This window comes from Actinomadura sp. WMMA1423, assembly GCF_006547145.1.
GTDB lineage: Bacteria > Actinomycetota > Actinomycetes > Streptosporangiales > Streptosporangiaceae > Spirillospora.
Window position 1 is genome coordinate 6,912,171 of record NZ_CP041244.1, and the last position, 23,062, is coordinate 6,935,232.

General features: G+C 72.9%; 28 protein-coding genes and 1 tRNA gene. 17 read left to right on the plus strand and 12 right to left on the minus strand.

What is annotated here, in order from left to right; genetic code table 11:
* Nucleotides 1–3 precede the first annotated feature (3 nt).
* From FKD65_RS32075 to FKD65_RS32110, 9 genes are all read left to right on the plus strand, one after another.
* Nucleotides 4–531, plus strand: coding sequence for a DUF2017 domain-containing protein (locus FKD65_RS32075; protein WP_141581867.1), 528 nt, complete (start codon nucleotides 4–6; stop codon nucleotides 529–531).
* Nucleotides 532–552: 21 nt separating this feature from the next.
* Nucleotides 553–966 (plus strand): Mov34/MPN/PAD-1 family protein, encoded by a 414-nt coding sequence (locus FKD65_RS32080; protein WP_141581869.1) that lies wholly within the window; start codon nucleotides 553–555, stop codon nucleotides 964–966.
* Nucleotides 967–1,036: 70 nt separating this feature from the next.
* The gene (locus tag FKD65_RS46380) at nucleotides 1,037–1,159 is read left to right on the plus strand and encodes a hypothetical protein (protein ID WP_302931559.1); all 123 of its coding nucleotides are present in this window, start codon (nucleotides 1,037–1,039) and stop codon (nucleotides 1,157–1,159) included.
* 92 nt (nucleotides 1,160–1,251) lie between these two features.
* Complete coding sequence (locus FKD65_RS32085) at nucleotides 1,252–1,524, plus strand: MoaD/ThiS family protein (RefSeq protein WP_141581871.1); 273 nt, start codon at nucleotides 1,252–1,254, stop codon at nucleotides 1,522–1,524.
* Between the two features lie 21 nt (nucleotides 1,525–1,545).
* The gene (locus FKD65_RS32090) at nucleotides 1,546–2,493 is read left to right on the plus strand and encodes a PLP-dependent cysteine synthase family protein (RefSeq protein ID WP_141581873.1); all 948 of its coding nucleotides are present in this window, start codon (nucleotides 1,546–1,548) and stop codon (nucleotides 2,491–2,493) included.
* A 108-nt stretch (nucleotides 2,494–2,601) separates the two neighbouring features.
* The gene (locus FKD65_RS32095; protein ID WP_141581875.1) at nucleotides 2,602–3,399 is read left to right on the plus strand and encodes a thioesterase family protein; all 798 of its coding nucleotides are present in this window, start codon (nucleotides 2,602–2,604) and stop codon (nucleotides 3,397–3,399) included.
* 146 nt (nucleotides 3,400–3,545) lie between these two features.
* Nucleotides 3,546–4,385, plus strand: a complete 840-nt coding sequence (gene murI, locus FKD65_RS32100; RefSeq protein WP_141581877.1) for a glutamate racemase — start codon at nucleotides 3,546–3,548, stop codon at nucleotides 4,383–4,385.
* 30 nt (nucleotides 4,386–4,415) lie between these two features.
* Nucleotides 4,416–5,165 carry an MBL fold metallo-hydrolase gene (locus tag FKD65_RS32105; protein ID WP_141581879.1) on the plus strand — a complete coding sequence of 250 codons (750 nt, stop codon included), beginning with the start codon at nucleotides 4,416–4,418 and terminating at the stop codon, nucleotides 5,163–5,165.
* A 182-nt stretch (nucleotides 5,166–5,347) separates the two neighbouring features.
* Entirely contained in the window at nucleotides 5,348–6,394 is a 1,047-nt protein-coding gene (locus FKD65_RS32110) for an inositol monophosphatase family protein (RefSeq protein WP_168221259.1), read from the plus strand.
* Between the two features lie 65 nt (nucleotides 6,395–6,459).
* Here the strand turns inward: FKD65_RS32110 and FKD65_RS32115 are convergent, their stop codons facing one another.
* Together FKD65_RS32115 and FKD65_RS32120 are read right to left on the minus strand one after the other, a co-directional pair.
* Nucleotides 6,460–7,176 carry a hypothetical protein gene (locus FKD65_RS32115; protein WP_141581883.1) on the minus strand — a complete coding sequence of 239 codons (717 nt, stop codon included), beginning with the start codon at nucleotides 7,174–7,176 and terminating at the stop codon, nucleotides 6,460–6,462.
* Nucleotides 7,173–7,694 (minus strand): hypothetical protein, encoded by a 522-nt coding sequence (locus tag FKD65_RS32120; protein WP_141581886.1) that lies wholly within the window; start codon nucleotides 7,692–7,694, stop codon nucleotides 7,173–7,175. The genes FKD65_RS32115 and FKD65_RS32120 overlap by 4 nt, the downstream gene beginning before the upstream one ends.
* Before the next feature lie 145 nt (nucleotides 7,695–7,839).
* On the opposite strand from FKD65_RS32120, the gene rph reads away from it, so the two are divergent.
* Both rph and rdgB read left to right on the plus strand, forming a co-directional pair.
* On the plus strand, nucleotides 7,840–8,559 hold the full coding sequence (gene rph / locus FKD65_RS32125; protein WP_141581888.1) for a ribonuclease PH: 720 nt from the start codon (nucleotides 7,840–7,842) through the stop codon (nucleotides 8,557–8,559).
* Nucleotides 8,556–9,173 carry an RdgB/HAM1 family non-canonical purine NTP pyrophosphatase gene (rdgB, locus tag FKD65_RS32130; protein ID WP_141581890.1) on the plus strand — a complete coding sequence of 206 codons (618 nt, stop codon included), beginning with the start codon at nucleotides 8,556–8,558 and terminating at the stop codon, nucleotides 9,171–9,173. Before rph ends, rdgB begins: the two co-directional genes overlap by 4 nt.
* A gap of 54 nt (nucleotides 9,174–9,227) precedes the next feature.
* Here the strand turns inward: rdgB and FKD65_RS32135 are convergent, their stop codons facing one another.
* From FKD65_RS32135 to FKD65_RS32150, 4 genes are all read right to left on the minus strand, one after another.
* Nucleotides 9,228–10,148, minus strand: coding sequence for a sensor histidine kinase (locus tag FKD65_RS32135; protein ID WP_141581893.1), 921 nt, complete (start codon nucleotides 10,146–10,148; stop codon nucleotides 9,228–9,230).
* Complete coding sequence (locus tag FKD65_RS32140) at nucleotides 10,148–11,053, minus strand: MEDS domain-containing protein (protein ID WP_141581895.1); 906 nt, start codon at nucleotides 11,051–11,053, stop codon at nucleotides 10,148–10,150. Before FKD65_RS32140 ends, FKD65_RS32135 begins: the two co-directional genes overlap by 1 nt.
* Nucleotides 11,054–11,132: 79 nt before the next feature.
* Entirely contained in the window at nucleotides 11,133–12,149 is a 1,017-nt protein-coding gene (locus tag FKD65_RS32145; protein ID WP_141581897.1) for a sensor histidine kinase, read from the minus strand.
* Nucleotides 12,150–12,320: 171 nt separating this feature from the next.
* Nucleotides 12,321–12,929, minus strand: a complete 609-nt coding sequence (locus tag FKD65_RS32150; RefSeq protein ID WP_141581899.1) for a TetR family transcriptional regulator — start codon at nucleotides 12,927–12,929, stop codon at nucleotides 12,321–12,323.
* Nucleotides 12,930–12,970: 41 nt separating this feature from the next.
* On the opposite strand from FKD65_RS32150, the gene FKD65_RS32155 reads away from it, so the two are divergent.
* Together FKD65_RS32155 and FKD65_RS32160 are read left to right on the plus strand one after the other, a co-directional pair.
* On the plus strand, nucleotides 12,971–14,596 hold the full coding sequence (locus tag FKD65_RS32155; RefSeq protein WP_141581901.1) for an MFS transporter: 1,626 nt from the start codon (nucleotides 12,971–12,973) through the stop codon (nucleotides 14,594–14,596).
* A tRNA-Leu gene (locus tag FKD65_RS32160) sits at nucleotides 14,559–14,643 on the plus strand. The genes FKD65_RS32155 and FKD65_RS32160 overlap by 38 nt, the downstream gene beginning before the upstream one ends.
* 178 nt (nucleotides 14,644–14,821) lie before the next feature.
* Here the strand turns inward: FKD65_RS32160 and bcp are convergent.
* Nucleotides 14,822–15,289 carry a thioredoxin-dependent thiol peroxidase gene (gene bcp / locus FKD65_RS32165; protein WP_141581903.1) on the minus strand — a complete coding sequence of 156 codons (468 nt, stop codon included), beginning with the start codon at nucleotides 15,287–15,289 and terminating at the stop codon, nucleotides 14,822–14,824.
* Between the two features lie 317 nt (nucleotides 15,290–15,606).
* Here bcp and FKD65_RS32170 point away from each other — a divergent pair, with 317 nt between their 5' ends.
* Nucleotides 15,607–15,915 carry a DUF3618 domain-containing protein gene (locus FKD65_RS32170; RefSeq protein ID WP_141581906.1) on the plus strand — a complete coding sequence of 103 codons (309 nt, stop codon included), beginning with the start codon at nucleotides 15,607–15,609 and terminating at the stop codon, nucleotides 15,913–15,915.
* On the opposite strand, the gene FKD65_RS32175 is transcribed toward FKD65_RS32170, so the two are convergent.
* From FKD65_RS32175 to FKD65_RS32190, 4 genes are all read right to left on the minus strand, one after another.
* Complete coding sequence (locus FKD65_RS32175) at nucleotides 15,866–16,204, minus strand: anti-sigma factor (RefSeq protein ID WP_141581908.1); 339 nt, start codon at nucleotides 16,202–16,204, stop codon at nucleotides 15,866–15,868. The genes FKD65_RS32170 and FKD65_RS32175 overlap by 50 nt on opposite strands.
* An 87-nt stretch (nucleotides 16,205–16,291) precedes the next feature.
* Nucleotides 16,292–16,963, minus strand: coding sequence for an SIMPL domain-containing protein (locus tag FKD65_RS32180; RefSeq protein WP_141581910.1), 672 nt, complete (start codon nucleotides 16,961–16,963; stop codon nucleotides 16,292–16,294).
* A gap of 29 nt (nucleotides 16,964–16,992) precedes the next feature.
* On the minus strand, nucleotides 16,993–18,177 hold the full coding sequence (locus tag FKD65_RS32185; protein WP_141587209.1) for an amino acid deaminase/aldolase: 1,185 nt from the start codon (nucleotides 18,175–18,177) through the stop codon (nucleotides 16,993–16,995).
* Between the two features lie 113 nt (nucleotides 18,178–18,290).
* Nucleotides 18,291–19,232, minus strand: coding sequence for a PHB depolymerase family esterase (locus tag FKD65_RS32190; RefSeq protein ID WP_141581912.1), 942 nt, complete (start codon nucleotides 19,230–19,232; stop codon nucleotides 18,291–18,293).
* Between the two features lie 254 nt (nucleotides 19,233–19,486).
* Here FKD65_RS32190 and purU point away from each other — a divergent pair, with 254 nt between their 5' ends.
* The 3 genes from purU (at nucleotide 19,487) to FKD65_RS32205 (ending at nucleotide 21,649) form a co-directional block, all read left to right on the plus strand.
* Nucleotides 19,487–20,338 (plus strand): formyltetrahydrofolate deformylase, encoded by an 852-nt coding sequence (gene purU / locus FKD65_RS32195; RefSeq protein ID WP_141587210.1) that lies wholly within the window; start codon nucleotides 19,487–19,489, stop codon nucleotides 20,336–20,338.
* 118 nt (nucleotides 20,339–20,456) lie between these two features.
* Entirely contained in the window at nucleotides 20,457–21,071 is a 615-nt protein-coding gene (locus tag FKD65_RS32200; RefSeq protein WP_141581914.1) for a DUF6286 domain-containing protein, read from the plus strand.
* 2 nt (nucleotides 21,072–21,073) lie between these two features.
* Nucleotides 21,074–21,649, plus strand: a complete 576-nt coding sequence (locus tag FKD65_RS32205; protein WP_141581916.1) for a hypothetical protein — start codon at nucleotides 21,074–21,076, stop codon at nucleotides 21,647–21,649.
* Between the two features lie 10 nt (nucleotides 21,650–21,659).
* Here FKD65_RS32205 and FKD65_RS32210 read toward each other — a convergent pair whose 3' ends face one another.
* Entirely contained in the window at nucleotides 21,660–23,054 is a 1,395-nt protein-coding gene (locus FKD65_RS32210; RefSeq protein ID WP_141581919.1) for a cation:dicarboxylase symporter family transporter, read from the minus strand.
* Nucleotides 23,055–23,062 lie beyond the last annotated feature (8 nt).

Genomic DNA, 23,062 nt, shown 5'->3' on the forward strand with positions numbered 1-23,062 from the left:
CCGATGAGCCATGTGAGGAAGACGCGCCAGGGCTTCCGGGTGCGGCTGGAGCCGGAGGAGACCGCGCTGCTGCGCGCCCTCATGGAGCAGTTGCTCGCCCTGCTGGGGGACGCGCCCGGCGCCGACGACGAGCTGGCCTCCATGGGCATCGCCGAGAACGCCACGAAGTCGGACGACCCGGTCCTCGCGCGGCTGTTCCCCGACGCCTACCGCGACGACGGCGAGGCCGCCGGGGAGTTCCGCCGCTACACCGAGATGGGGCTGCGCGACGGCAAGCGCGAGGCCGCGCGGGCCGTCCTCGGCGCGCTGGGCGAGACGGGCACCGACACCGTCCTCGACGAGAAGCAGCTGCAGGAGTGGCTGCGGGCGCTGAACGACGTCCGGCTGGCGCTCGGCACCCGGCTCGACATCACCGAGGACTGGTACGAGGAGGCCGGCGGCCTCGACCCGCGCGACCCGCGCGCCCCCATGTTCGCGGCCTACGACTGGCTGACGATGCTGCAGGACGGTCTCGTCCACGCGCTGCAGTGACCGCCTTCTAAGCTTGCGGGCATGCTGACGATTGAACGGGCCCTGGTCGACCAGATCATCGCGCACGCGCGCGCGGACCACCCCGACGAGGCCTGCGGCATCATCGCCGGCCCGGTCGGCTCGGACCGCCCCGTCCGGTTCGTCGCCATGGTCAACGCGGAGCGCTCCCCGACGTTCTACCGGTTCGACTCCCAGGAGCAGTTGAAGGTGTGGCGGGAGATGGACGACCGGGACGAGGAGCCGGTGGTGATCTACCACTCGCACACCGCGACCGAGGCCTACCCCTCCCGCACCGACATCTCCTACGCGTCCGAGCCGACCGCCCACTACGTCCTCGTCTCGACCCGCGAGGAGGACGACGCCGAATTCCGCTCGTTCCGGATAGTGGACGGCGAGGTGACCGAGGAAGAGGTCACCATCGTCGAGCGCTACTGACAGGCGAGCGGTGCCGGCCGGGCCGGAGGCGGCCGGGATCGGCGGGCCCCCGGCCGGTAAACTGGTCGACATGTGGACGAGCGGGCATGGGACGGGCGGCGAGAAGCGCCGCGCCGGGGCCCCGGCGGTGCCACCCGTGCAGAGCTTCCTGTTCGGGCACTCGCGCGCCGAAGTCGTCTACGACTGTCGCTGACGCGCTGATCACGCCTGGAATCATCCCGCCGCCCGCCCGGTTCTACGCCAGAGGGCGGGCAGTCCCGTACGACGTTTAAGGAGATCATCGCGATGGCGATCGAGGTCCGGATCCCGACGATCCTGCGTAACCTCACCGGCGGCGCCAAGGCCGTCGAGGGCAAGGGCGGCACGCTCGACGAGCTGTTCGCCGACCTGGACACCCGGCACGCGGGCCTGCGCGACCGGCTCGTGGACGACAAGGGCCTGCGCAAGTTCGTCAACGTCTACCTGAACGACGAGGACGTGCGCTTCCTCGGCGGCCTGGAGACGGAGGTCGCCGACGGCGACAGCGTCACGATCCTGCCGGCCGTCGCCGGCGGCTGAGCCGGTCGGGACGAGCGCCACATGCGATTCGACTCACTTCTGGACTCGCTGGGCGGCACCCCGCTGGTGGGATTGCCGCGGCTGTCGCCGAGCGAGGACGTCCGGCTCTGGGCCAAGCTGGAGGACCGCAACCCCACCGGCTCGGTGAAGGACCGCCCCGCCTTCCACATGATCGAGAAGGCGGAGAAGGAGGGGCTGCTGACGCCCGGCTGCACGATCCTGGAGCCGACGTCCGGCAACACCGGCATCTCGCTGGCCATGGTCGCCAAGCTGCGCGGCTACTCGATGGTGTGCGTGATGCCGGAGAACACCTCCGCCGAACGCCGCCAGCTGCTGGAGATGTGGGGCGCGCGGATCATCTCCTCGCCGGCCGCCGGCGGGTCGAACGAGGCCGTGCGGGTGGCGAAGGGGCTGGCGGAGGAGAACCCCGACTGGGTGATGCTCTACCAGTACGGCAACGAGGCCAACGCTCTCGCGCACTACGAGACGACCGGCCCGGAGATCCTCGCCGACCTGCCGTCGGTGACGCACTTCGTCGCCGGGCTCGGCACGACGGGCACGCTGATGGGCGTCGGCCGTTTCCTGCGCGAGCGCGTGCCGGACATCAGGATCGTGGCGGCGGAGCCGCGCTACGGGGAGCTGGTGTACGGGCTGCGCAACATCGACGAGGGCTTCATCCCCGAGCTCTACGACGACTCGGTCCTGACGACGCGGTTCTCCGTCGGGTCGCTGGACGCGCTGCGCCGCACCCGCGAGCTGCTGGAGCAGGAGGGCATCTTCGCGGGCATCTCCACCGGCGGGGCGCTGCACGCCGCGATCGGGATGGCGAAGAAGGCGGTGAAGGCGGGCGAGCGGGCCGACATCGTGTTCATCGTCGCCGACGGCGGCTGGAAGTACCTGTCCACCGGCGCCTACGGCGGCACGCTGGAGGAGGCCGAGGCCCGCCTCGAAGGCCAGCTCTGGGCCTGACCCCGCGCCCCGCAATGGGGGGCGGGGCAGGTAGAGTGCGTACTCGAACGTGATTCTAGAACCGTCTCGGTGGGCGCTCGCCGAGGCGGTCGAGCCGGGAGAGTGCGGATGAGCGGGTTCGGGGAGTCGACGGCGGTGAAGCCGGTCGGCGAGGGCCGGTACGAGGCCGTCCTGGACGAGGGCTACGGCATCGCCCAGGCGCTGAACGGCGGCTACCTGATGGCCGTGCTCGCCCGCGCCGCCGTCGACTCCTCGCCGCACGAGCATCCCGTCTCGACCGCGGCGAACTTCCACCGCGTCGCCAAGCCCGGCCCCGCCGAGCTGGTCGTCGACTCCCGCAAGGTGGGCCGCACCGCCGCCTCCTCCTTCGTCACCCTGGTCCAGGACGGCCGTCCCGTCGTGGACGCGCTGATCACCACCGGCACCCTCGACCCGGCCGCCGAGCCCGACTTCGCGGCCGAGGCGCCCGCCCCGCTCCCGCCGCTGGAGGAGTGCACGGGGTTCCGGCCGCCCGCCGCCGTCGACGGCGGCTTCGCCGACCAGGTCGACATGCGCTTCGACCGGACGACGATGGGCTGGCTGGACGGGCGCCCCAGCGGGCGCCCGGAGATCCGCGGCTGGTTCCGGCACCGCTGCGGCCACGAGTTCGACGGCTACTCCCTCGCCCTCGCCGTGGACGCGCTGCCGCCCGTGGCACTCAACCTCGGCGCGCAGGGCTGGGCCCCGACCGTCGAGCTGACCTGGCACATGCGGGCCGTCCCGGCGCCCGGCTGGCTCGCCGTGCACGGCACCGGGCGGCTCCTCGCCGGCGGCTGGTTCGACGAGGAGGTCGAGGTGTGGGACACCACCGGCCGCCTCGTCGCGCAGAGCCGCCAGATCGCCCGCGTCCCCCTCGCCCGGTCCTGACCGCCGCGACACACCGGTGTTCCGGATCGGCGAACGAACGGATCATGCGCCCGCGGCGTGAGCTGGACGGTTTTCCGGTGCGTGACGGTGTGATGTCCAACGCATGACGCACCTGGGCGGGGTCCTGTCGCTTAGCCTTGTGCACCATGTCAGATCCATCCCGGGGGGACGGCCTCCCAGACGCGCCCATCGGGATCTTCGACAGCGGCTTCGGGGGCCTCACCGTCGCCCGGGCCATCCTCGACCAGCTGCCGAACGAGCCGATCGTCTACCTCGGCGACTCCGCCCGCCAGCCGTACGGGCCGCGCCCGATCGCGCAGGTCCGCGCGTTCGCCCTGGAGATGCTGGACGAGCTGGTCGAGCAGGGCGTGAAGATGCTGGTGATCGCCTGCAACAGCGCCAGCTCGGCGATGCTGCGCGACGCCCGCGAGCGCTACGACGTCCCTGTCGTGGAGGTCATCAACCCGGCGACCCGCCGCGCCGCTCGTGCCACTTCCAACGGGCGGGTCGGGCTGATCGCCACCGAGGCCACGGTGAACAGCCGCGCCTACGAGGACGCGTTCGCCGCCGCGCCGCACATCGAACTGGTCAGCGCCGCCTGCCCGCGCTTCGTCGAGTTCGTGGAGGCGGGCGTGACGATGGGCGACGAACTGCTCGACGCGGCCCGCGGCTACCTGCGCCCGATCGTGGACGCGGGCTGCGACACCCTCATCCTCGGCTGCACGCACTACCCCCTATTGGCGGGCGTCATCTCGTATGTGGTGGGAGACGGGGTCACACTGGTCTCAAGCGCCGACGAGACCGCCAAGGACGTGTACCGAGTGCTGCACGATCGGGGACTGGCCCGCGCCGAGGCGAAGCCCCGGCCGGGTCACCGGTTCCGCGCCACCGGTGACCCCGCCGTGTTCGCCGAGCTCGGACGCCGCTTCCTCGGACCGGAGATCGGTCCGGTGGAGAGCACGTTGAGCAAGGCTTTGACGACCTGATTCCTCGGGAACCCAAGAGGAGGAGTGAGCGTGCGGGTCACCGTGATCGGCTGCTCCGGCAGCTTCCCAGGGCCGGACAGCCCCGCGTCCAGCTATCTGATCGAGGCGGACGGCTTCTCCCTGCTCCTCGACATCGGCAACGGTGCGATCGGCAGCCTCCAGCGCTTCCACGGCGTCCTGGACATCGACGCCATCTGCATCTCGCACCTGCACCCCGACCACTGCCTCGACCTCACGGTCTACTGGATCGCGCGGACGTACTGCCCGGACGGCCCGGCCCCGCGCATCCCCGTCTACGGCCCCCGCGGCACCGCGGAACACATGATCAAGGCGTACGAGCTGGAACCGAACCCGGAGATGACCGACACCTTCGACTTCCGCCCGCTGGAGCCGGGGCCGATGCGCATCGGCCCGTTCACGGTGACCACCGCGCTGATGAACCACCCGGTCGAGGCGTACGGCCTGCGGATCGAGCACGGCGGCAGCGCGCTCACCTACTCCGGCGACACCGGGCACAGCGACGAGCTGGTGCGGCTGGCGCGCGGCTCCGACCTGTTCCTGTGCGAGGCGGCGTTCGCGGACCGGCCGGGGCTGCCGCCGGACATGCACCTGACGGGCAGGGAGGCGGGCGAGCACGCGGAGCGAGCCGAGGTGGGCCGGCTGGTCCTGACGCACCTGCTCCCGTGGAACGACCCGTCCCAGACGCTCTCCGAAGCGAAGGACAGCGGCTACCGCGGCCCGATCGAACTGGCAGAGGTCGGCGCGGTCTACGACCTGTGAGGAGCCCCGGCCACCGGCGCGTCCGCCGGTGCGGCGACCATGACCGCGGCGCCAGGACTGTGTACGACCGCACAGTCCGACATGTCGTCGCATGAAAGCATGACCCGGAAATCGCAATGGGCACACGCCCTGCGCGCCCCGGCACCCGCCCCGCGCGCCGGGGTGCGAGCGCGGGAGTGGTCGTGGACGACGGTGCACGCGAGGCCGGGGACCCATCTGTGCGTCCGGGCGGCCGGGGGCCGGTGCTGGAGCTGGTCCTCTACGCGGAGAGCAGGGCCGGCTTCCTCGTCCGGACGGAAGGGGCGGCCATCCTGCCGCTCCGCTCGCCGGTGGAGCGCGCCGGCCACGGCGAGACCGCGGGGGAGGGCCTCGGGCCCCTCGTCGTGCGGACGGCGAAGGACCGCTTCGGCCTCGACGTCGACTACCTCGGGCTGCTGGCGGCCGAGTCCGGCGAGCGCCGGCGGCTGACCGTCTGCGCGGTGGCGCGCGGCCCGCAGGAGTTCCCGGCCGCGGGCGGCAGGACCCGGCTCCTGTCGATGGCCGATCTGGAGGCGCGCGGCGACGAGGTCGACCGGGCCGCGCTGTTCGCGACCGCGCTCAGCTGGTACCACGCGTCCGTGGTGGCGAGGGAACTGCCGCACAGGGTGCGCGAGGCCGTCGACAGGTCGCTGCTCTACCTGGAGAACCACCGCTCCATCGAGGACGGCCGGTGGGGCTGGAACCTCTACATGATCACGTTGTTCCGCGGAGGCCGTCCCGTCATGGCGCTCGTCGTCGATCCGCTTCTGGAGCGCGAGTTCGTCGCGACGGACGCGGCGAACGGCGGGGCCTCGTCCCGCGGCGCCGCGGCGGCGTGCCCGCCCGTCCCGCTGCGCCGCTCGACCGTCTCGCTCGTCACGAACTACTCGGCGGCCGGACGCGTCTGGGGCGAGCGGATGCACGGGGTGCTCGGCGGCCGGTGCAAACGGATCCTCTCGATGTGGGCGCCCGCGCTGGACCTCGCCCTGATCTCGACGGGGCAGTTGGACGGCATGATCTGCCACGAGGGCGGCCTGCTCGACGTCGGGGGCGGGATGCTGCTGGTCGCCGCGGCGGGAGGTCACGTGCTCGACCTGTCGGGCGCCCCGCTCGCGGCGCACCGCTCCATGTACGGCAGACCGGTGTCGTTCGTCGCGGCCGGCAGCCCGGAACTGGCACGCGAACTCCTGGACGTCGCGAGGTCGGCCTGACCCGGCGCGGCGAAGCCGTGTGTGCCGTGTGACCCGGTGCGGTGTGACCGGGGGAGCGGTGTGGGTCAGACCGCGAGCGGGTCGGCGAGTTCGTCGACGAGGTCTCCCAGCAGGTGGCGCAGGTCCTCGTGCGAGAAACCGGCGCGCGGGAGCGTCCTGCCCGAGGGCAGTCGCTTCTCCGCGTAGACCAGGACCGCGGAGTCCGGCTGGTGCGGTCCTTGCAGGACGAGGCTCATGGTGAGCCGGCCCGGCGGGTTCGACACCCGGTGCAGGACGTCGGACGTGAGCGTGTAGGACGTGCCCGCCCGCAGGTGCGCGTCGAAGGAGCGGGTGAGGCCCCGCTGTCCGAGCGCCTCCAGGGAGTACGAGGCGGAGCCGCGCTCGGACACGTAGCCGTAGGCGTGGAAGGGGCAGCCGCCCGGGTCCGGGGTGAACTCCTGGAACCGGTATCCGCCGAGCAGGATCACCGAGGAGAAGTCCCAGCGGTGGTTGTGGACGTTCTCCACCTCGGCCTCCCGAGGGACTTCCCGCCACACGTGCAGCCGGAACTGGTATCCGGCGCCCGCCATCAGCACGATCTTGTCGAAGCCGTTGTCATGTCGGTAGGAGGCGTCCCGCACCGCGTCGAGCCACTGCTCGTCGCGCAGCGTCCCGCACAGCAGGTCGCGGACGGCCTCCGGGGTGGCGAACGGCGCGAGCGCGGCGTGTAGCGCGTCGCTCGCCCGCGTTCCCGGGGGCCGAAGTCTCCGCGCGAGCCGTGCGGCCAGTTCGTGGCGGGTCATGAAGCCTCCAGGAGGGACCGGCCGCCGCGCCAACCGAGCGCGATCACGGCGTTGGAGAACGCGGGCTCGGTGGTGACCTCGCGGTCGATGACGAGGAAGTCCGGCAGGGTGAAGCTCTGCTCCAGGCTCTCGACCTGGAGTTCCAGCAGGTGGCATGCGCGGCTGACCGGGCGGCGGATGTCGTCGAGCTCGAACAGCTGACCCCGCCAGCGAAAGCACCGGCGCACCTTGGCGATGATCTCGCGGCGCGGGTCCCGGCCGGCGCGGAGCTCGTCGTACTCGCCGCGGTCGAGCTCCCGCTCCTCGACCTCCCGCACGCCGTCGGACAGCCGGTGCAGCCGCGCCAGACGGTAGGCGGCGCGGCCGTGCCGCACGCCGCGGCGGATGCGGAGCTGATCGGTGCCGTCGACCTTCAGGTAGACCTGCTCGTACTCGATCACGTCGGCGTCGCGGAGCGCTGGATGCGTCCAGTCGGGTTCCGCGCCGAGGAGGAATTTGCGTTCGATCTCTAGGGGCATCGCCTCAGGCCGTCGACTCGGTGCGAAAGGGGCGGGTAGGACTCGGTAGGGCTTCGAGAGGACACTGCCAGAGCAACCCATCGGGGGCCGGGTGTCAACCGGTGGTAAGCGGGGTCTGACGCCGCCCGACCGCTAGGGTGGGCGCATGCCTCGCCCCGATGACCGCGCCTCCGACCGCCTCCGTCCCGTCCGCATCCAGCGCGGATGGCTCGATCACGCGGAGGGCTCGGTGCTCGTCGAGTTCGGCGCGACCCGGGTGCTGTGCGCCGCGTCCGTCCAGGACTCGGTGCCCCGCTGGCGGCGCGACAGCGGCCTCGGCTGGGTCACCGCGGAGTACGCGATGCTGCCGCGCGCGACCAACACCCGCAACGACCGCGAGTCCGTCAAGGGGCGGATCGGCGGCCGCACCCACGAGATCTCCCGGCTGATCGGCCGGTCGATCCGGGCGTGCCTCGACCTCAAGGCGCTGGGCGAGAACACCGTCCAGCTCGACTGCGACGTCCTGCAGGCCGACGGCGGCACCCGCACCGCCGCGATCACAGGCGCGTACGTCGCGCTGGCCGACGCGGTGAGCTGGATGCGCGAGCGCCGCCTCCTCAAGGGCGACCCGCTCATCACCTCGGTGTCGGCGGTCAGCGTCGGCGTCGTGGACGGCGAGCCCCGCCTCGACCTCTGCTACGAGGAGGACTCCGCCGCCGGGACGGACATGAACGTCGTCTGCACCGGCGACGGCCGGTTCGTCGAGGTGCAGGGCACCGCCGAGGGCGCCCCGTTCGACCGGGCGGAGCTGGACGCGCTGCTCGACCTCGGCGCCGCCGGCTGCGCCGAGCTGACCCGCATCCAGAACGAGGCCCTCGGCCGATGAGCCGGGTCGTCCTCGCCACCCACAACAAGGGCAAGGTGGCGGAACTCCACCGTATCCTCGGCGACCTCGACGTCGTCGGCCTCGACGGCTTCCCCGGCGCCCCCGACGTGCCCGAGACCGAGCTCACCTTCGAGGGCAACGCGCTGCTCAAGGCCCGCGCGATCGCCGCGTTCACCGGGCTGCCCGCCGTCGCCGACGACTCCGGTCTGTGCGTGGACGCGCTGAACGGCATGCCCGGCGTGCTGTCGGCCCGCTGGTCGGGGCGCTTCGGCGCGGGGGGCGACCGCGACGCCGCCAACCTGCGGCTCGTCCTCGACCAGCTCGCCGACGTGGCCGACGACAGGCGCGGCGGCTCGTTCGTGTGCGCGGCGGCGCTGGTCGTCCCGGGCGGCGCCGAGCACTGCGTCGAGGGCCGGATGCACGGCACCGTCATCCGGGAGCCGCGCGGCGCCGGCGGGTTCGGCTACGACCCGATCTTCCTGCCGGAGGGCGGGACCCGCACGAACGCGGAGCTGACGGCCGCGGAGAAGGACGCCATCAGCCATCGCGGCCGGGCGTTCCGCGCGCTCGCCGAGATCGTCCCGAGCGCCCTGCACGCCGCGGGCCTGGCCTGACCCACCTTCCGCGGAGGCTCCCTCCCGGTGTCGCCCGTGTTGCCGTCTGGCCGGTCAGCCGCAGCGGAGGCGGACGAAGGTGCCGTCCCATCCGGCGCGCAGTTCCATCAGGTCGACCAGGAGGCGGACGGTCCACAGCCCGAACCCGCGCTGGAGGGCGGAGTCGGGCGGGATGAAGCCGGTCAGGGCGTCGGGCCCGGGGCGCCAGAAGCCGTGGTCGCCGATCTCGCAGACCAGGTCGGTGCCGTCCTGCCACACCCACAGCCCGATCGGCGGCGTGCCGTGCTGGAGGGCGTTCGCGGCGACCTCGTTGGCGGCGGTGACGAGGTTCTGCGCCTGCTGCTTGGCCAGCCCGTGCCGGTGGGCGCGCTCGCCGACGAACACGCGCAGCGCGTGCAGGTCGTCGCCGTCGATGGGGAGGTACTCCGCGCCGGCCGGGCGGTCGAGGCTGAACCGGCTGTCGAAGCCGGAGCCGAACTCCACCGGGTCGACGTACTCGTCGTTCTCGCCGTCGTGGCCCGGAGCGAGCAGCAGCGGGTGGGTGCGGCGGGCCTCGTCGAGGATGCGGGGCGGCAGCTCCGCCGAGTCGTAGGGGCACAGGGCGCGTGCCCCCGACTCGCCGAAGACCACGTTGATGAGCGACTCGTAGCGGATCCATTCGAGCGTCCGGCGCTCGTCCAGCCCGGACCAGACCGGTTCGGCGAGCGCGCAGATGGTGCGCGGGGCGCTCTCCTTCACGATGTTCTGGTAGTCGCGCAGCGTGTGCACCGGATGCCGGTAGAAGGTGGCGGAGTCGTGGAAGACGACTGCGTCGCGATGGGCGGGGAGCGAGTCCCGCAGGGCGGACAGGTGGGGCTCGCGGGCGATGGCGAGCACGACGTCGTCCCTCTCCACACCCGATTGGAGAAAGGGCGCCGCGACCGACAGGAACTCCTCGATGCCCTGGTACATGAACGCCTTGTGTTCCAGTGCCATCAGGAGATGCCCTCCGTCTCCGCCAGGCGCCGCCCCCGGGCGAGGCCGGGCAGCCGGTGCCAGCCGACCAGGTCGATGACGCTCTCGACGTCCGGCGACAGGTGGTCGAGGACGAGCGCGGCGTCGGCGGGCAGCCGCGTGGCGTGCCTGGCCAGCAGGTGCAGCGCGCCGAGGTCGATGAACCCGAGTCGGGCCAGGTCGAGGTGGACGCTGCCGCCGGGCCGCACCTGGGCGAGCTGCTCGGCGAACACCGAGTGCCGCGCGGCGTCGAGTTCGCCCTCGACGCGCAGGCCCTCGGGCTCGAACGTGCGCACGATCTTCAGGATCCCGTCGTCGAATTCGGGGTTCACTTCCACGAGGACCTCGTGTGTGTCGCGGAGGTCGTTGAGCTCGGCGGGCGGGCACGCGTGCCGGTCGACCTGGCAGATCGCCATCGCCATGGTGCTCGGCGAGACGGCGTCGCCCACCCGGTGCTCGCAGCGCAGCATCCGGCCGAGGTCGGACCGGCCGGGGCCGTTCAGCAGCCAGCTGTAGTCGGTGGTGACGCGCGCCGCGCGAAAGCCCTGGTCGAACGCGGCGCCGACCTCGCGGGCGATCGTGTCGGCCATCCGGGCCGGCTCGAAGGCGCCGCGGCGGTCGAGGCAGGCCTCCTGCCGCGGGATGACCCGCAGCTGGCCCGACCTCACGCGGGCCTCCACGTCGATCGGCCCCTCGGGACCGAGACCGGGCAGCAGTTCGGCCGGGACGTCGGTGACGTACACGACCTTCTCGGGGCTTTCCAAGCCCTCCCGGAGGAAGGTCCCGATGACCCGGTCACGGTGCTCCGGGCTGCTGTAGGCGAACCAGCCGTGGTCTCCGGGACGTACGGCGCTTACGGAGCGCTCGGCGAACCAGGATGTCTCCATGGCCTCCCCATCACTGCGAGGCGGATTCGTTCAGCGTACGCCGGTCCGGCGCGGTTGGAAGCCCAACGCATGGAGTTCCTCACGCTCCGTTCGCTCCGCCGCGTCCCGGGGACGGGCCGCTCAGGCGGTTCGCCGTGGTCGCATCGGCGGGCAGGGCCAGGCGCAGCCGCACGGCGGTGCCGCCGTCCCCTGTCCGGATCTGGACGAGGGAGCACAGCAGGCGCACCGCCCACAGCCCGAACCGGCCGCCCGGCGTACCGCCGTCCGGCCGCGGCGGGACGAGCCCGAACCCGCCGTCCGGCTCCCACCGGCCCTCGTCGGTGACCTCGCAGACCAGTGCGGCCGCCCCGGGCGAGGCATCGGTCCACACCCGCACCGCGACGGGAGGCTCGCCGTGCCGGAACGCGTTCGTGACGACCTCCGTCACCGCGACCAGGAGCCGCTGCCGGTCGGCGCCGGGCAGCGGCGTGCGCCGCGCGCAGTCGGCGACCCACGCGCGGAGCCAGTACAGGTCGGGCCGCTCGATCTCCAGGGTCTCGGCGCCGTCCGGCGGCGGGGGGAGCGGGTCGCCGTCGCACCGGGCGCAGTACGCCGTGGGGCTGACGAAGCCGGGGTTGGGGACGGTCCGCGCGCCGCGCACGGTCTCGGGATGGGTCCGGCGCCCGGCCGCGACGACGGAGGCGGGGAGCGTCGCCGCGTAGGGGCACATGATCGCGGCGCCGGTGCCGCGGAACGCGACGTTCAGCACGGCCTCGGTCCGCTGCCACTCGACGACCTCCAGCGGGGGCCGCGTCGCCCAGACCGGCTCGCCGAGGACGCGCAGCCGCCGTCCCCGCCGCGCGGTCTCGCGGGCGTCGCCCAGGCAGTCCGCGAGGGTGCGGGACGGATGCGCATACCAGGCGGCGGCCTCGGTGAACTCGACGCCGGCCGCCGCGGGCCCGAGGGCGTCGCGCAGCAGCATCTCGCGCCCCGTCCCGCACACCGCGAGGACGCGGTCGCCGGCGTCGAGGCCCGCGCGCAGGAACGGCACGGCGCCGCCGAGGTACTCCTCCGCGCCGGAGAAGGGCAGCAGCCGATGCGTGAAGCCGGAGCTCACGGCGGTCCCGCCAGTTGTGTGATCATGGTGTCACCGACTGCGCGTGGCGAACGGACCCGACCAGCCTAGAACGCCCGCCGCGGCCTGCCGAGTGCTTTCGTCCGAATAGTCCGGTCGGCTTCCGGTGGCCCGCCCGCGGCCCGGGCGGGCGCGGCGGCCCGCCCGGGCCGGTCACCGCATCCGGCGGGGCGGACGTTGGACGGCCGCGCGGAGTCCGGGTGCGTGGTAGCGGATTAATTCATCGGGCGTCATCGAGGCGACCGGTTCCACGGCGAGGACGTAGCGGGCGAAGATCAGCCCGGCGAGCTGGGTGCCGAACGCCCCGGCCCGCGCGGTGGCGTCGGGGCCGCCCAGGTGGTCGGCGATCCGGCTGATCATCTCGCGCTCCAGGATCTCGCGCACCAGCCTGGTCAGGTCGGGGTCCTGGACGGCCGCCCGCACCATGAGCAGCAGCGGCCCGCCGCGCTCGGGGTCGTCCCAGGCGGAGACCATCGCGTGCAGGACGCGTTCGGGCAGCGTGGCGGGGTCGCCGGGCAGCGCGTCCGCCAGCACCTCGGGCGGGTTGGCGACGAGCCCGAGGACCGCGCCGAACAGCCCCTTCTTCGAGCCGAAGAAGTAGCTGATCAGTGCGGCGTCCACCCCCGCCTCTGCGGCGATGGAGCGCATCGTGACGGGCCCGTACCCGTCGGCCAGGAACCGGCGGCGGGCCACCGCGAGGATCGCCTCCCGGGTGCCCGGACTGCCGGGCCGCCGTCCGCGCCCGTTCCCGGTTTTATTCATCACGGTTGAAATATAGTCCGGCGCGGCGGCAGGTTCGAGGCATGAACCCCACGAAGCAGGGGCCGGACGCCGTCCACCGCGCGGTGCTGCCGGCCGTGATGCTGTCCCTGGCCACGGTGGTGTCGGCCGTGGCGTCCCTCAACACGGCGGTGCCGTCCATCGCCCGCGACACGCGCGCGGGCCTCACCGAGCTGTCGTGGATCATCGACGCGTACGCGCTGGCCTTCGCGGCGCTGCTGCTGCTCGGCGGCGCGGTCGGCGACCGCTACGGCCGGCGCCGCGCGCTCGCCGCCGGGCTCGTCGTGTTCGGCGCGGGCTCGGCCGCGGCGGCGCTGACGGGCGACCCGGGCCAGCTGATCGCGATGCGCGGCGTCCTCGGCGTCGGCGCGGCCCTGGTGATGCCGGCCACGCTGTCCACGATCACCTCGACGTTCCCGGCCGCGCAGCGCACCCGCGCGGTCGGCGCCTGGGCGGGCGTCGCCGGGGCCAGCGGCATCTTCGGGCTGCTGGTGTCGGGGACGCTGCTGGAGTTCTGGTCGTGGCGGTCGGTGTTCTGGATGAACGTCGTCCTCGCCGCGGTCGCGCTGGTCGCGACGCTCGCGGTCGTCCCCGAGTCCGCCGACCCGGACGCCCCGAGGCTCGACCTGACCGGGGCGCTGATCACCGTCGTCGGGCTCGGCGCCGGCGTCTACTCGATCATCGAGGCGCCGACGCACGGCTGGGCCTCCGCGCGGACGCTGCTCGGCATCGCCGCCGCCCTGGTCGTCCTGGCCGGGTTCGTCCTGTGGGAGCTCAGGCGGCCGGACCCGCTGCTCGACCCGCGGCTGTTCCGCATCCGGGCGTTCTCCGCGGGATCTCTCACGATCACCCTGCAGTTCTTCGCCTTCTTCGGCTTCGTCTTCATCATCCTGCAGTACCTGCAGCTCGTGAAGGACGACAGCGCGCTCGTCGGCGCGCTCAGCCTGCTGCCCATGGCGCTCACGATGATGCCGTTCGCCCGGGGCATCGCGCCGAGGCTGGCCGCCAGGCTCGGACCGCGCCGCGTCATCACGGCGGGACTGCTGCTCGTCGGCGTCGCGATGCTGGTCTTCTCGCTGCTGGACGAGGACAGCACCTACTGGCTGCTGCTCGCCGGACTCATCCCGTTCGGTGCGGGGATGGGCCTCGCGATGACACCGGCCACCGCCTCGATCACCGACGCGCTGCCCGCCGAGAAGCAGGGCGTGGGCTCGGCGATGAACGACCTGGCCCGCGAGCTCGGCGGCGCGCTCGGCATCGCCGTCCTCGGCAGCCTGCTCCAGTCGGCCTACCGCGCGAACCTCGACCTCGGGAGCGTGCCGGGCCCGGCAGCCGAGCAGGCGAAGACGTCCCTCGCGATGGCGACGCGGCTCGGCCCGCGGGCGGCGGACCAGGCGCGGACGGCCTTTGCGGACGGCCTCCAGACGGCGTTCCTCACCGCGTCGATCGCGCTCGCCGTGACCGCGGTCGTCGTCGCGGTCATGTACCGGGCGCCGCGCCGCGAGGCCTCAGAAACCGTTGTCGCGCCGACCGATCCGGACGCTAAGCTGAACGCGTCCTCGGACGGGAGCACCGGCGAGCCCGCCGGCGGGACCGCCGACGGGGGCACGGGCGGGCGTGGCGAAATCAGGTATACGCGGCAGGTTTAGGTCCTGTTGGTGGCGACACCGTGGGGGTTCGAATCCCCCCGCCCGCACCCGGCTGTTTTTACTCAGTCCCGGCCCACTTCGCTCGCCTTGCGGCTCGCTGCGTGACCGTGCCCGGGCGAACGCGGCATCGCTTCGCGATCTGGCCGGTGCCGCTCGCCTCCGGCTTCGCGGCACCGGCCAGGTCACGCGTTCGCGCGCGTGGTCACGGCCACTTCTCGACAGGGTCTAGACGCCGAGTTCGCGGCGGAGGCGCTCCACGTGGCCCGTCGCCTTCACGTTGTAGTACGCCTTCTCGATCTTCCCGTCGGGGCCGATGACGAAGGTCGACCGGATGACGCCGACGACGACCTTGCCGTACAGCTTCTTCTCCCCGTAGGCGCCGTAGGCCTGCAGGACCTGCGCGTCCGGGTCGGAAAGGAGCGGGAACGTGAGCCCCTCCTTGTCCCGGAACTTGGCGAGCTTGGCCGGCTTGTCGGGGGAGACGCCGACGACGGTCACGCCGGCGGCCTCCAGCTCGGACAGGCTGCTCTCGAAGTCGACGGACTCCTTGGTGCAGCCAGGGGTCATGGCCGCCGGGTAGAAGTAGAGGATCACGCGCTTCCCGCGCAACGAGGCCAGCGACACCGCGGTCTCGTCGGCGTCGGAAAGCTCGAAATCGGGGGCGACGTCGCCCGGCTGCAGCCGCTCGGACACCCTGTCCCGCCTTTCGCTCGGATGGTGGGTCCAACGGTACCGGCTGGGGTGCGGCGGGCATCCGGCGGGAAGACCTGCGAGACTGTCCGGATCACGCTCGGCCTGGTCCGCACGGACCGTGCTTGAAACCGCTCGTGCTTGAAACCGCTCGTGCTTGAAACCGCTCGTGCTTGAAACCGCTCGTGCTTGAAACCGCTCGCGCTCGGGACGGATCGGCAGGCTTGGAATGGATCAGGCTTGGAATACTGTGCGGGATCACGCTCGGCTCGTCACGGTTCCCACCCGCGCGAGTACGCCCGACAGGATAAGGACACGGCATGGCTGACAAGAGCCGCGACCCGGAGGCGCTGGAACGGGAGATAGAGCGCAGCCGCCAGCAACTGGCTCGCACCATCGACGAGCTGGCCGACCGGGTGAACCCGAAGAACGTCGCCCAGCGGGGCGCGGATCGGCTGAAAGAGGAGGCCGACCACGTCGCCAGGACCATCGGCGCGATGGTGCGTCCCTCCGACGACGACGACGGCGAGGGCGGTCAGATCGACAAGCGGCTGGTGCTCGCGGGCGTCGGCGCGGCGGTCATCGTGACCGCCCTGGTCCTGCGGCGCCGTAGGCGCAGGCGCCGCTGAGCCCCGTCCTGGAGGCGCCGGTCCGCGGTCCGCGGCCGGCGCTTCCGCGTTTCACGACGGCGCCGGGGTGCGCGGGACCCGTGTCCGGATGCGGCGGGATCGCGCCGCCCCACTGCCGGGCGGAGTGCGCGAGCAGTTCGGCGACGTCGCGGAGCCGCGCCAGTTCGGCGCGGCACGGCGGGCAGCCGTTCAGATGCGTCGCCAGGGCGTCGGCCTCGGCTCCGGCCAGCCGTCCGATGGCGTAGACGCCGAGGCCGATCCGGTACACCCCGCAGTCCGTTCCTCCCACACCCTGAGTACGTGCCGGGCGCTCACGCCGTTCAGTGCCCGGGCGGTCGTTCGAGGCCGAACCACTCGCCGAGGCCGGGCGGGGTGTTCAGGCGAGGTCGGGGGCGGTCGTCGTGAAGCGGGCCTCCACGGTGGCGCGGACGATCTGCGTCTCGGGTTCCAGGTCGATCGGTTCGGGCTCCTCGGCGGCGCCGCCCGCCGGGGCACCGTAGGCGGCGGCGAGCGCGACGGGTCCGCCCGCGCCGCCGTCGCGGCCGAGCCCCTCGTCCGACAGCTCCACCAGGCCGGTGAGCCGGGCGCCGAGCGCCTCGGCGTAGCCGCGGGCGCGCTCGACGGCCTCGTGCGCCGCCTCCCGCGCGGCCCGCCGGTACACCTCGCTGCCCTGCCGCAGCTCCCACTCCGGTCCGGTGACGTAGGCGCGCTCCAGGTCGCCGAGCCGCGTGACGAGCTCGCCCAGCACCGCGAAGTCGCTGACCGTGATCTTGATCCAGACCGTGCCGCGGTAGGCCCGGATGTCGCCCTCGCGCCTCCTGTACTTCAGCAGCGGGGTGATCGACAGGCCGCCGGTCTCGAGTTTCTCCACGGCGTCGCCATAGGACTTGACCAGGTCGAGGCACCGCTGGTTGCGCTCGGTGAGCCGGTCGAGGGCGGTGCGCCGGTCGGACTCCTGGGACTGGACGTGCACCGACAGCCGCGCGATCTCCGGCTCGGCCTCCAGCACCGCCTCGCCGCGGACACTGATGATGGGAGCGTCGCTCATCCTCCCAACCTAGACGGTGGGCCGGGCCGTCACAGGAACGTGCGGCCCTCGCCCCGGTAGGTGGGGACGGTGCGGACGTGCCGCCCGTCCTCGATGAGGTGCAGGGCGTCGAAGCGTTCGCACAGCTCCCCGGCCTTGGTGTGGCGGAACCAGACGCGGTCGCCGATCGACAGCAGGTCGGCCGCGCGGCCGAGCAGCGGTGTCTGCACCTCGCCCGCGCCCTCGTTGCCGTCGAAGGACAGGCCCGTCGGCAGGTAGGGCTGGGGGAGGCGGACGGCGTCGGCCGGGCCGGACGCGAGGTAGCCGCCGCCGAGGCACGTCACGACGCCGGGCGCCGGGCGCCGGACGACGGGCAGCGCGAAGAGCGCGGCGGGCCGTCCGGTGAAGTTGGAGTACTGGTCGAACAGGTGCGGCTGGTAGAGGCCGGAGCCGGCCGCGACCTCGGTGACGGCCCGCTCGGCCGCGGTCGTCTCGACGCTGCCGGTGCCGCCGCCGTTGACGAACTCGAGGTCGGTGAGGTCCCGGACGGCCCGGACGATCGCGGCCCGGCGCCGGGCCAGCTCCGCCCTGGACTGCCGCTGCATGGCGCGGATGGCGCGGCCCCGCGCCGGACGGCCCGGCGGGACGTCCCCGACGCCCGCGATCTGCGACTCGTAGGCCATCAGCCCGACGAGGTCGAGCGAGGGGCGCTTGAGGACGAGTTCGGCGAACGTCCGGACGTCGGCGGCGGTGCGCAGCGGCGAGCGCAGCGCCCCGATCCGGACCCGGCCGCCGAGGGGGCGGTAGGAGGCGTCGATGTCGATGCAGACCCGGACGCGGCGGTCGCCGGCGGCCGCCTCGATCAGGTCGAGGTGCTCGGGGGAGTCGACCATCAGCGTGACGGTGCTCGCGGCGCGGGGGTCCTCGGCGAGGGCGGCGATCGCGGTCCGGTCGGCGGAGGGGTAGGCGACGAGGATGTCGTCGCTCAGCCCCTCCGAGGCCAGCCAGAGCGCCTCGGGGAGGGTGAACGCCATGATCCCGGCGAACCCGTCCATCGCGAGGACGTCCTCCAGGAGCGCCCGGCAGCGCACCGACTTGCTCGCGACCCGGATCGGTTTGCCCGCCGCGCGGCGCACGAGGTCGGCGGCGTTGGCGCGGAAGGCCGCGAGGTCGACGGCGGCGAACGGCGCCTCTATCCCGGCGGTCGCGGCGTCATAGCGGTCCCGGATGTTCATGCTCGTCACGATGCCACTGTACCGGGCAAATGTGAAAAGGTCTCACGTCCAGTCCCGGGTCCAGCCTCGCGTCCAGTCCGGAGGCCTCCGCCGGGCCGCCTCGCGGACCCGCCTCACGTGCCGGCGCGCGGATGGGAGGCGAAGAAGTCCCACAGCATCGGGCTCGCCTCCTTGGGCCACTCGTGCCGCCCGCCGTCGATCTTGCAGAAGGTCACCGCGACGCCCTGCCTCCCCTTGCCGGTGCTCTCGCACCGGGTGTCGCCGTTCTGCGCCTTCACCCGCTCGCGCGGCTGGGGCAGCCCCCCGACCTTGCGCCAGAAGTCGACCGCGTCCGACACGGGTGGGAACGGGCGCTTGTCGTTGAAGTCGCGGTCCCCGCCGCCGTTGAAGGGGACGTTCCCGTCCGCCGTCCCATGGAAGATCATCGCGGAGACCGGCCGGCCCGGGTCGCACTTGGTCACGAGGGCGCCCTCGACCACCCCGATCGCCGCCACCTTGTCCGGCTTCTCGCAGGCCATCCGGTACGCCATCCCGGCGCCGTTGGAGAACCCGGTGACGTAGACGCGCTTCGGGTCGGCCAGCCCGGCGCCGGTGAGCTTGTCGATGAGCTTGCTCAGGAAGCCGACGTCGTTGATGTTCCCGACCTTCGCCGCGCCGCAGCAGTCGCCCGCGTTCCACGTGGTCATGAACCCGTCGGGGTAGGCGACGAGGAAGCCGTGCTCGTCGGAGAGCTCGTCGAACCCGGTCAGGTCCTGCATCTTCGACATGTTGGCGAGGCCGCCGTGCAGGGCGATGACCAGCGCGGGACGGCCGGCCGGCCTGCCGTCCTTCCAGTCGCCCTCCGCGACCTTGGCCGGGACGTGCAGCAGGTAGTCGCGGTGCCCGACCGTCCCCACGTCGAGCTTCTGCTTGTGCGTCCCCGCGGAGGTCGGGACGCCGTCGACCGTCGCCGGCCGGCCGCCCTTCCCCTCCTTGCCACCCTGCTCACCGGACTTGTCGGTGCAACCCGCGAGGGCCAGGGTGACCGCCAGCGCCACGAGCGCGATTCGCCGCATGGGGGCAAAGGTAACCCCAAGGGGAGCCTTCAAACTACTCGCCGGTAGACGAGCCGGCGCCCGGCAGGCCGTCGGCGGCCCCTCGGGCGGCGGCGGACGGGCCCGCCGCCTGACCGGCCGGTACGGCGGCGGGGCGGGGGCGGGGCCGCGTAAGCTCGGCAGCGACCTTCGAACCGTCCTGAGCTGGCGCTTCCCGCGCCTAGGCAAGAGTGAGATCCGTGAACCTACCCGTGAGCGAAGCCGTGAACGAGAACGTGCTGGACGAGTACGTGCTGACCCTGTCCTGCCCCGACCGCCCCGGCATCGTGGCCGCCGTATCGGGGCTGCTGGCCGAGCGCGGGTGCAACATCGTCGAGAGCCAGCAGTTCGGCGACGGAGGCTCCGGCACCTTCTTCATGCGGGTGCAGTTCAGGGTGCTCGGCGACACCGACCCCGACGAGCTGCGCGGCGCGTTCGCCTCCCTGGTCCCCGAGCTCGGGCTGGAGTGGCGGCTGCACCCGCTGGCCGAGCGCCCGCGCGTCCTGATCATGGTGTCGAAGGGCGGGCACTGCCTCAACGACCTGCTGTACCGGACGCGCTCCGGGCTGCTCGACATCGACATCGTCGCGGTCGCGTCCAACCACCCCGACCTCCGTCCGCTCACCCAGTCGTACGGGATCGACTACCACCACCTGCCGGTGGGGCCGGGCGGCAGGCCCGCGCAGGAGGCCGAGATCCTGACCCTGGTCGAACACTACCGCGCCGACCTCGTCGTCCTCGCCCGGTACATGCAGATCCTGTCCGACGACTTCTGCGCCAAGCTGCCCGGCGCGATCATCAACATCCACCACTCGTTCCTGCCGAGCTTCAAGGGCGCCCGCCCCTACCACCAGGCGCACGCGCGCGGCGTCAAGCTGATCGGCGCGACCGCGCACTACGTCACCGCCGACCTGGACGAGGGGCCGATCATCGAGCAGGAGGTCGCGCGCGTCGACCACACCCACAGCCCCGAGGAACTGGTGGCCGTGGGCCGCGACGTGGAGTGCCTCGCGCTCGCCCGCGCCGTCCGCTGGCACGCCGAGCACCGGGTGCTGCTCAACGGCGATCGCACGGTCGTCTTCCGCTGACCTGCGGCTCTTCCGGCCGGCGAACGCGTGAGATGTCGGCATGGCGTGTTTCACTCCGCGTAACTTTCGCGCACCATGGGTGACGAAGTCGGACGTGCCGACGGCTACGGGGGTGGCTATGGCCGAGACGATGGTCGAGGAGCTGATCGAGGAGGCGCAGGGCAGGCGGCTGGCGCGCCGGCTCGCCGTCCGCGAGCTGCGGGCCCGCCGCGCACTCGCCGGGTTCGCCGCGGCGCTGCTGGTGACCGCGTTCGGCGGGGTCGCCGCCATCGAGCTGATGGCCGGCGCGCTCGGGTCGGGCGTGCACCCGGTGCCGGGTGTCGCCCCGGTCGTGGAACTCCTGCGGCGGCATTCGTGGGACGACCCGGACGTCCTCGCGACGTCGGGGGCGGTGGCCGCGCTCGGCGCGGCGTTCCTGCTGGCCGCGCTGCCCGGACGGCTGCGCGGGGTGCCGCTCGCGGGCGCCGATCCGCGGCTCGCGGGCGTCGTCGGCCGGGCCGCGCTGCGCCGGACGATCGCCGCCGCGGCGCTGGAGGTACCCGGCATCGAGCGCGTCCGCGTCCGGGGGCTCGGGATCTTCCGCCGGGGGATCCTGGTGCGGGCCGCCACCGACTACCGCAACCCGGCGAACCTCGCCGACCTCGTCCACGAGGCGGTCGACGAGCGCCTGGACCGGATCGAGCCGATGCACCGGCCTCCGGTCGACGTCCGGCTCGGCTGGCGGAAGGACTGACGATGAGGATCGCGATCGCGGTGACCGGGGCGGTGCTGCTGCTGGCGGGCGCGTCCGGACTCGCCCTCGGGCTCGGCGCGCTGGACGCGTTCGGCGCCCTGTCGGACCGGCCGCTGCTCGACCCCGCGCTGGCGCGGTTCACGGGGGAGACCGAATGGTTCCTGCCGGCCGCGGCGGCGGCCGCGGAGGCGGTGGCACTCGCCGGTCAGGTGTGGCTGGTCGTCCAGGGGCGCGCCGTCGTCCATCAGTGGTGGCCCGACCTCGACCCCGAGGTCCGCGCCCGGGCCCGCGCCGCGGCGGACTCCCTGAACCGGGACGCGCGCGGCCTGCCCGGCGTGCACGGCGTCCGCGCCCGGCTCACCGGGACGGCCGACAGGCCCCGCCTCCGGCTGAAGGTGGCCTGCGAGGGCGACACCCTCGTGAGCGAGGTCTACGGGGAGCTGGGGGCCGGCCCTGTCGAGCGCTACCGCCGTGCGGTCGGGATGCCCGACCTTCCGGTGGTGGTCCGCTTCCGGCCGTCGATCGAGCGCCCGCGCGGGCAACGGCGCGGGCGCCGGCCGGAACCCGAGTCCGCGTGAACGGCCGGGTCTAGGCGGGTGCGGCGCCGGTCGCGGGGGCCGGCTCCTTGCGCGTGGCGGACGGCTCGGCGGTGGGGCCGTGGTCGTCCAGCAGGGTGTCCTCGTTGAACGGGTCCTCCCCGGCGAGGACGCGGCGGGCCCGCTCCGCGTCGAACTCCTTCGTCCACGTGCCGATGACCACGGTGGCGACGGCGTTGCCCGCGAAGTTCGTCAGCGCGCGGGCCTCGGACATGAACCGGTCGATGCCGACGATGAAGCCCACCCCGTCCACGAGCGCGGGCTTGTGCGACTGGAGGCCGCCCGCGAGGGTGGCGAGGCCCGCGCCGGTGACGCCCGCCGCGCCCTTCGACGCGACGATCATGAAGAGCAGCAGCGGGATCTGCGCGCCGACCGACAGGGGCTGGTCCTGCGCGGACGCGATGAACAGCGTCGCCATCGTCAGGTAGATCGCGGTGCCGTCCAGGTTGAAGGAGTACCCGGTCGGCACGGTGATGCCGACGACCGGGCGGCTCACCCCAAGGTGCTCCATCTTCGCGATCAGGCGCGGCAGCGCCGACTCCGACGACGACGTCGACAGGATCAGCAGGAACTCGCGGGCCAGGTAGCGCAGCAGGGAGAACACGCTGATCCGGCTGACGGCCCACAGCACCGCGCCGAGCACCACGAACACGAACACCGCGCACGTCGCGTAGAAGCCCAGCATGATCACCGCGAGACTCTTGAGCGCGTCCCAGCCGCTCGATCCCACCACGGCCGCGATCGCGCCGAACGCCCCGACCGGGGCCGCCCACATGATCATCCAGAGGATGCGGAACACCAGCCGCTGCAGGTGCTCGATCCCCCGCAGGATCGGCGCGCCCGCCGGACCGAGCCCCTGGAGCGCGAACCCGGTGAGCATCGCGACCAGCAGCGCCTGGAGCACCTGCCCCTCCGTCAGCGCCGACACCAGCGTGTCCGGGATGATCCCGAGCAGGAAGTCGGTGGTGCTCTCGCCGCCCTTGGCCTGCGTTTTCGCCTCGGCGACCGACGACGGATCGAGATGCAGCCCGGAGCCCGGGTGCAGAAGATTGCCGACGAGCAGCCCGATGGCCAGGGCCAGGGTCGACATCACCAGGAAGTAGCTGATCGTGACCAGCCCGATCCTGCCGACCTCGGCGGCGCGGGCGACCGAGCCGATGCCGAGCACGATCGTGCAGAAGATGATCGGCGCGATCATCATCTTGATCAGGTTGACGAACGCGGTGCCGATCGGCTTCAGCTCCTGGGCGAAGTCCGGCGCGAGGAGCCCCACGACGGCGCCCGCCACGACGGCGGCGACGACGGCGAGGTACAGGTAGTGGACGCGGCTCTGCTTCCGGCGGTCGGGATCGGGGGCCGGTCGCGGCGCGGTGGCGGGTGGGGTCACGGGTGGGT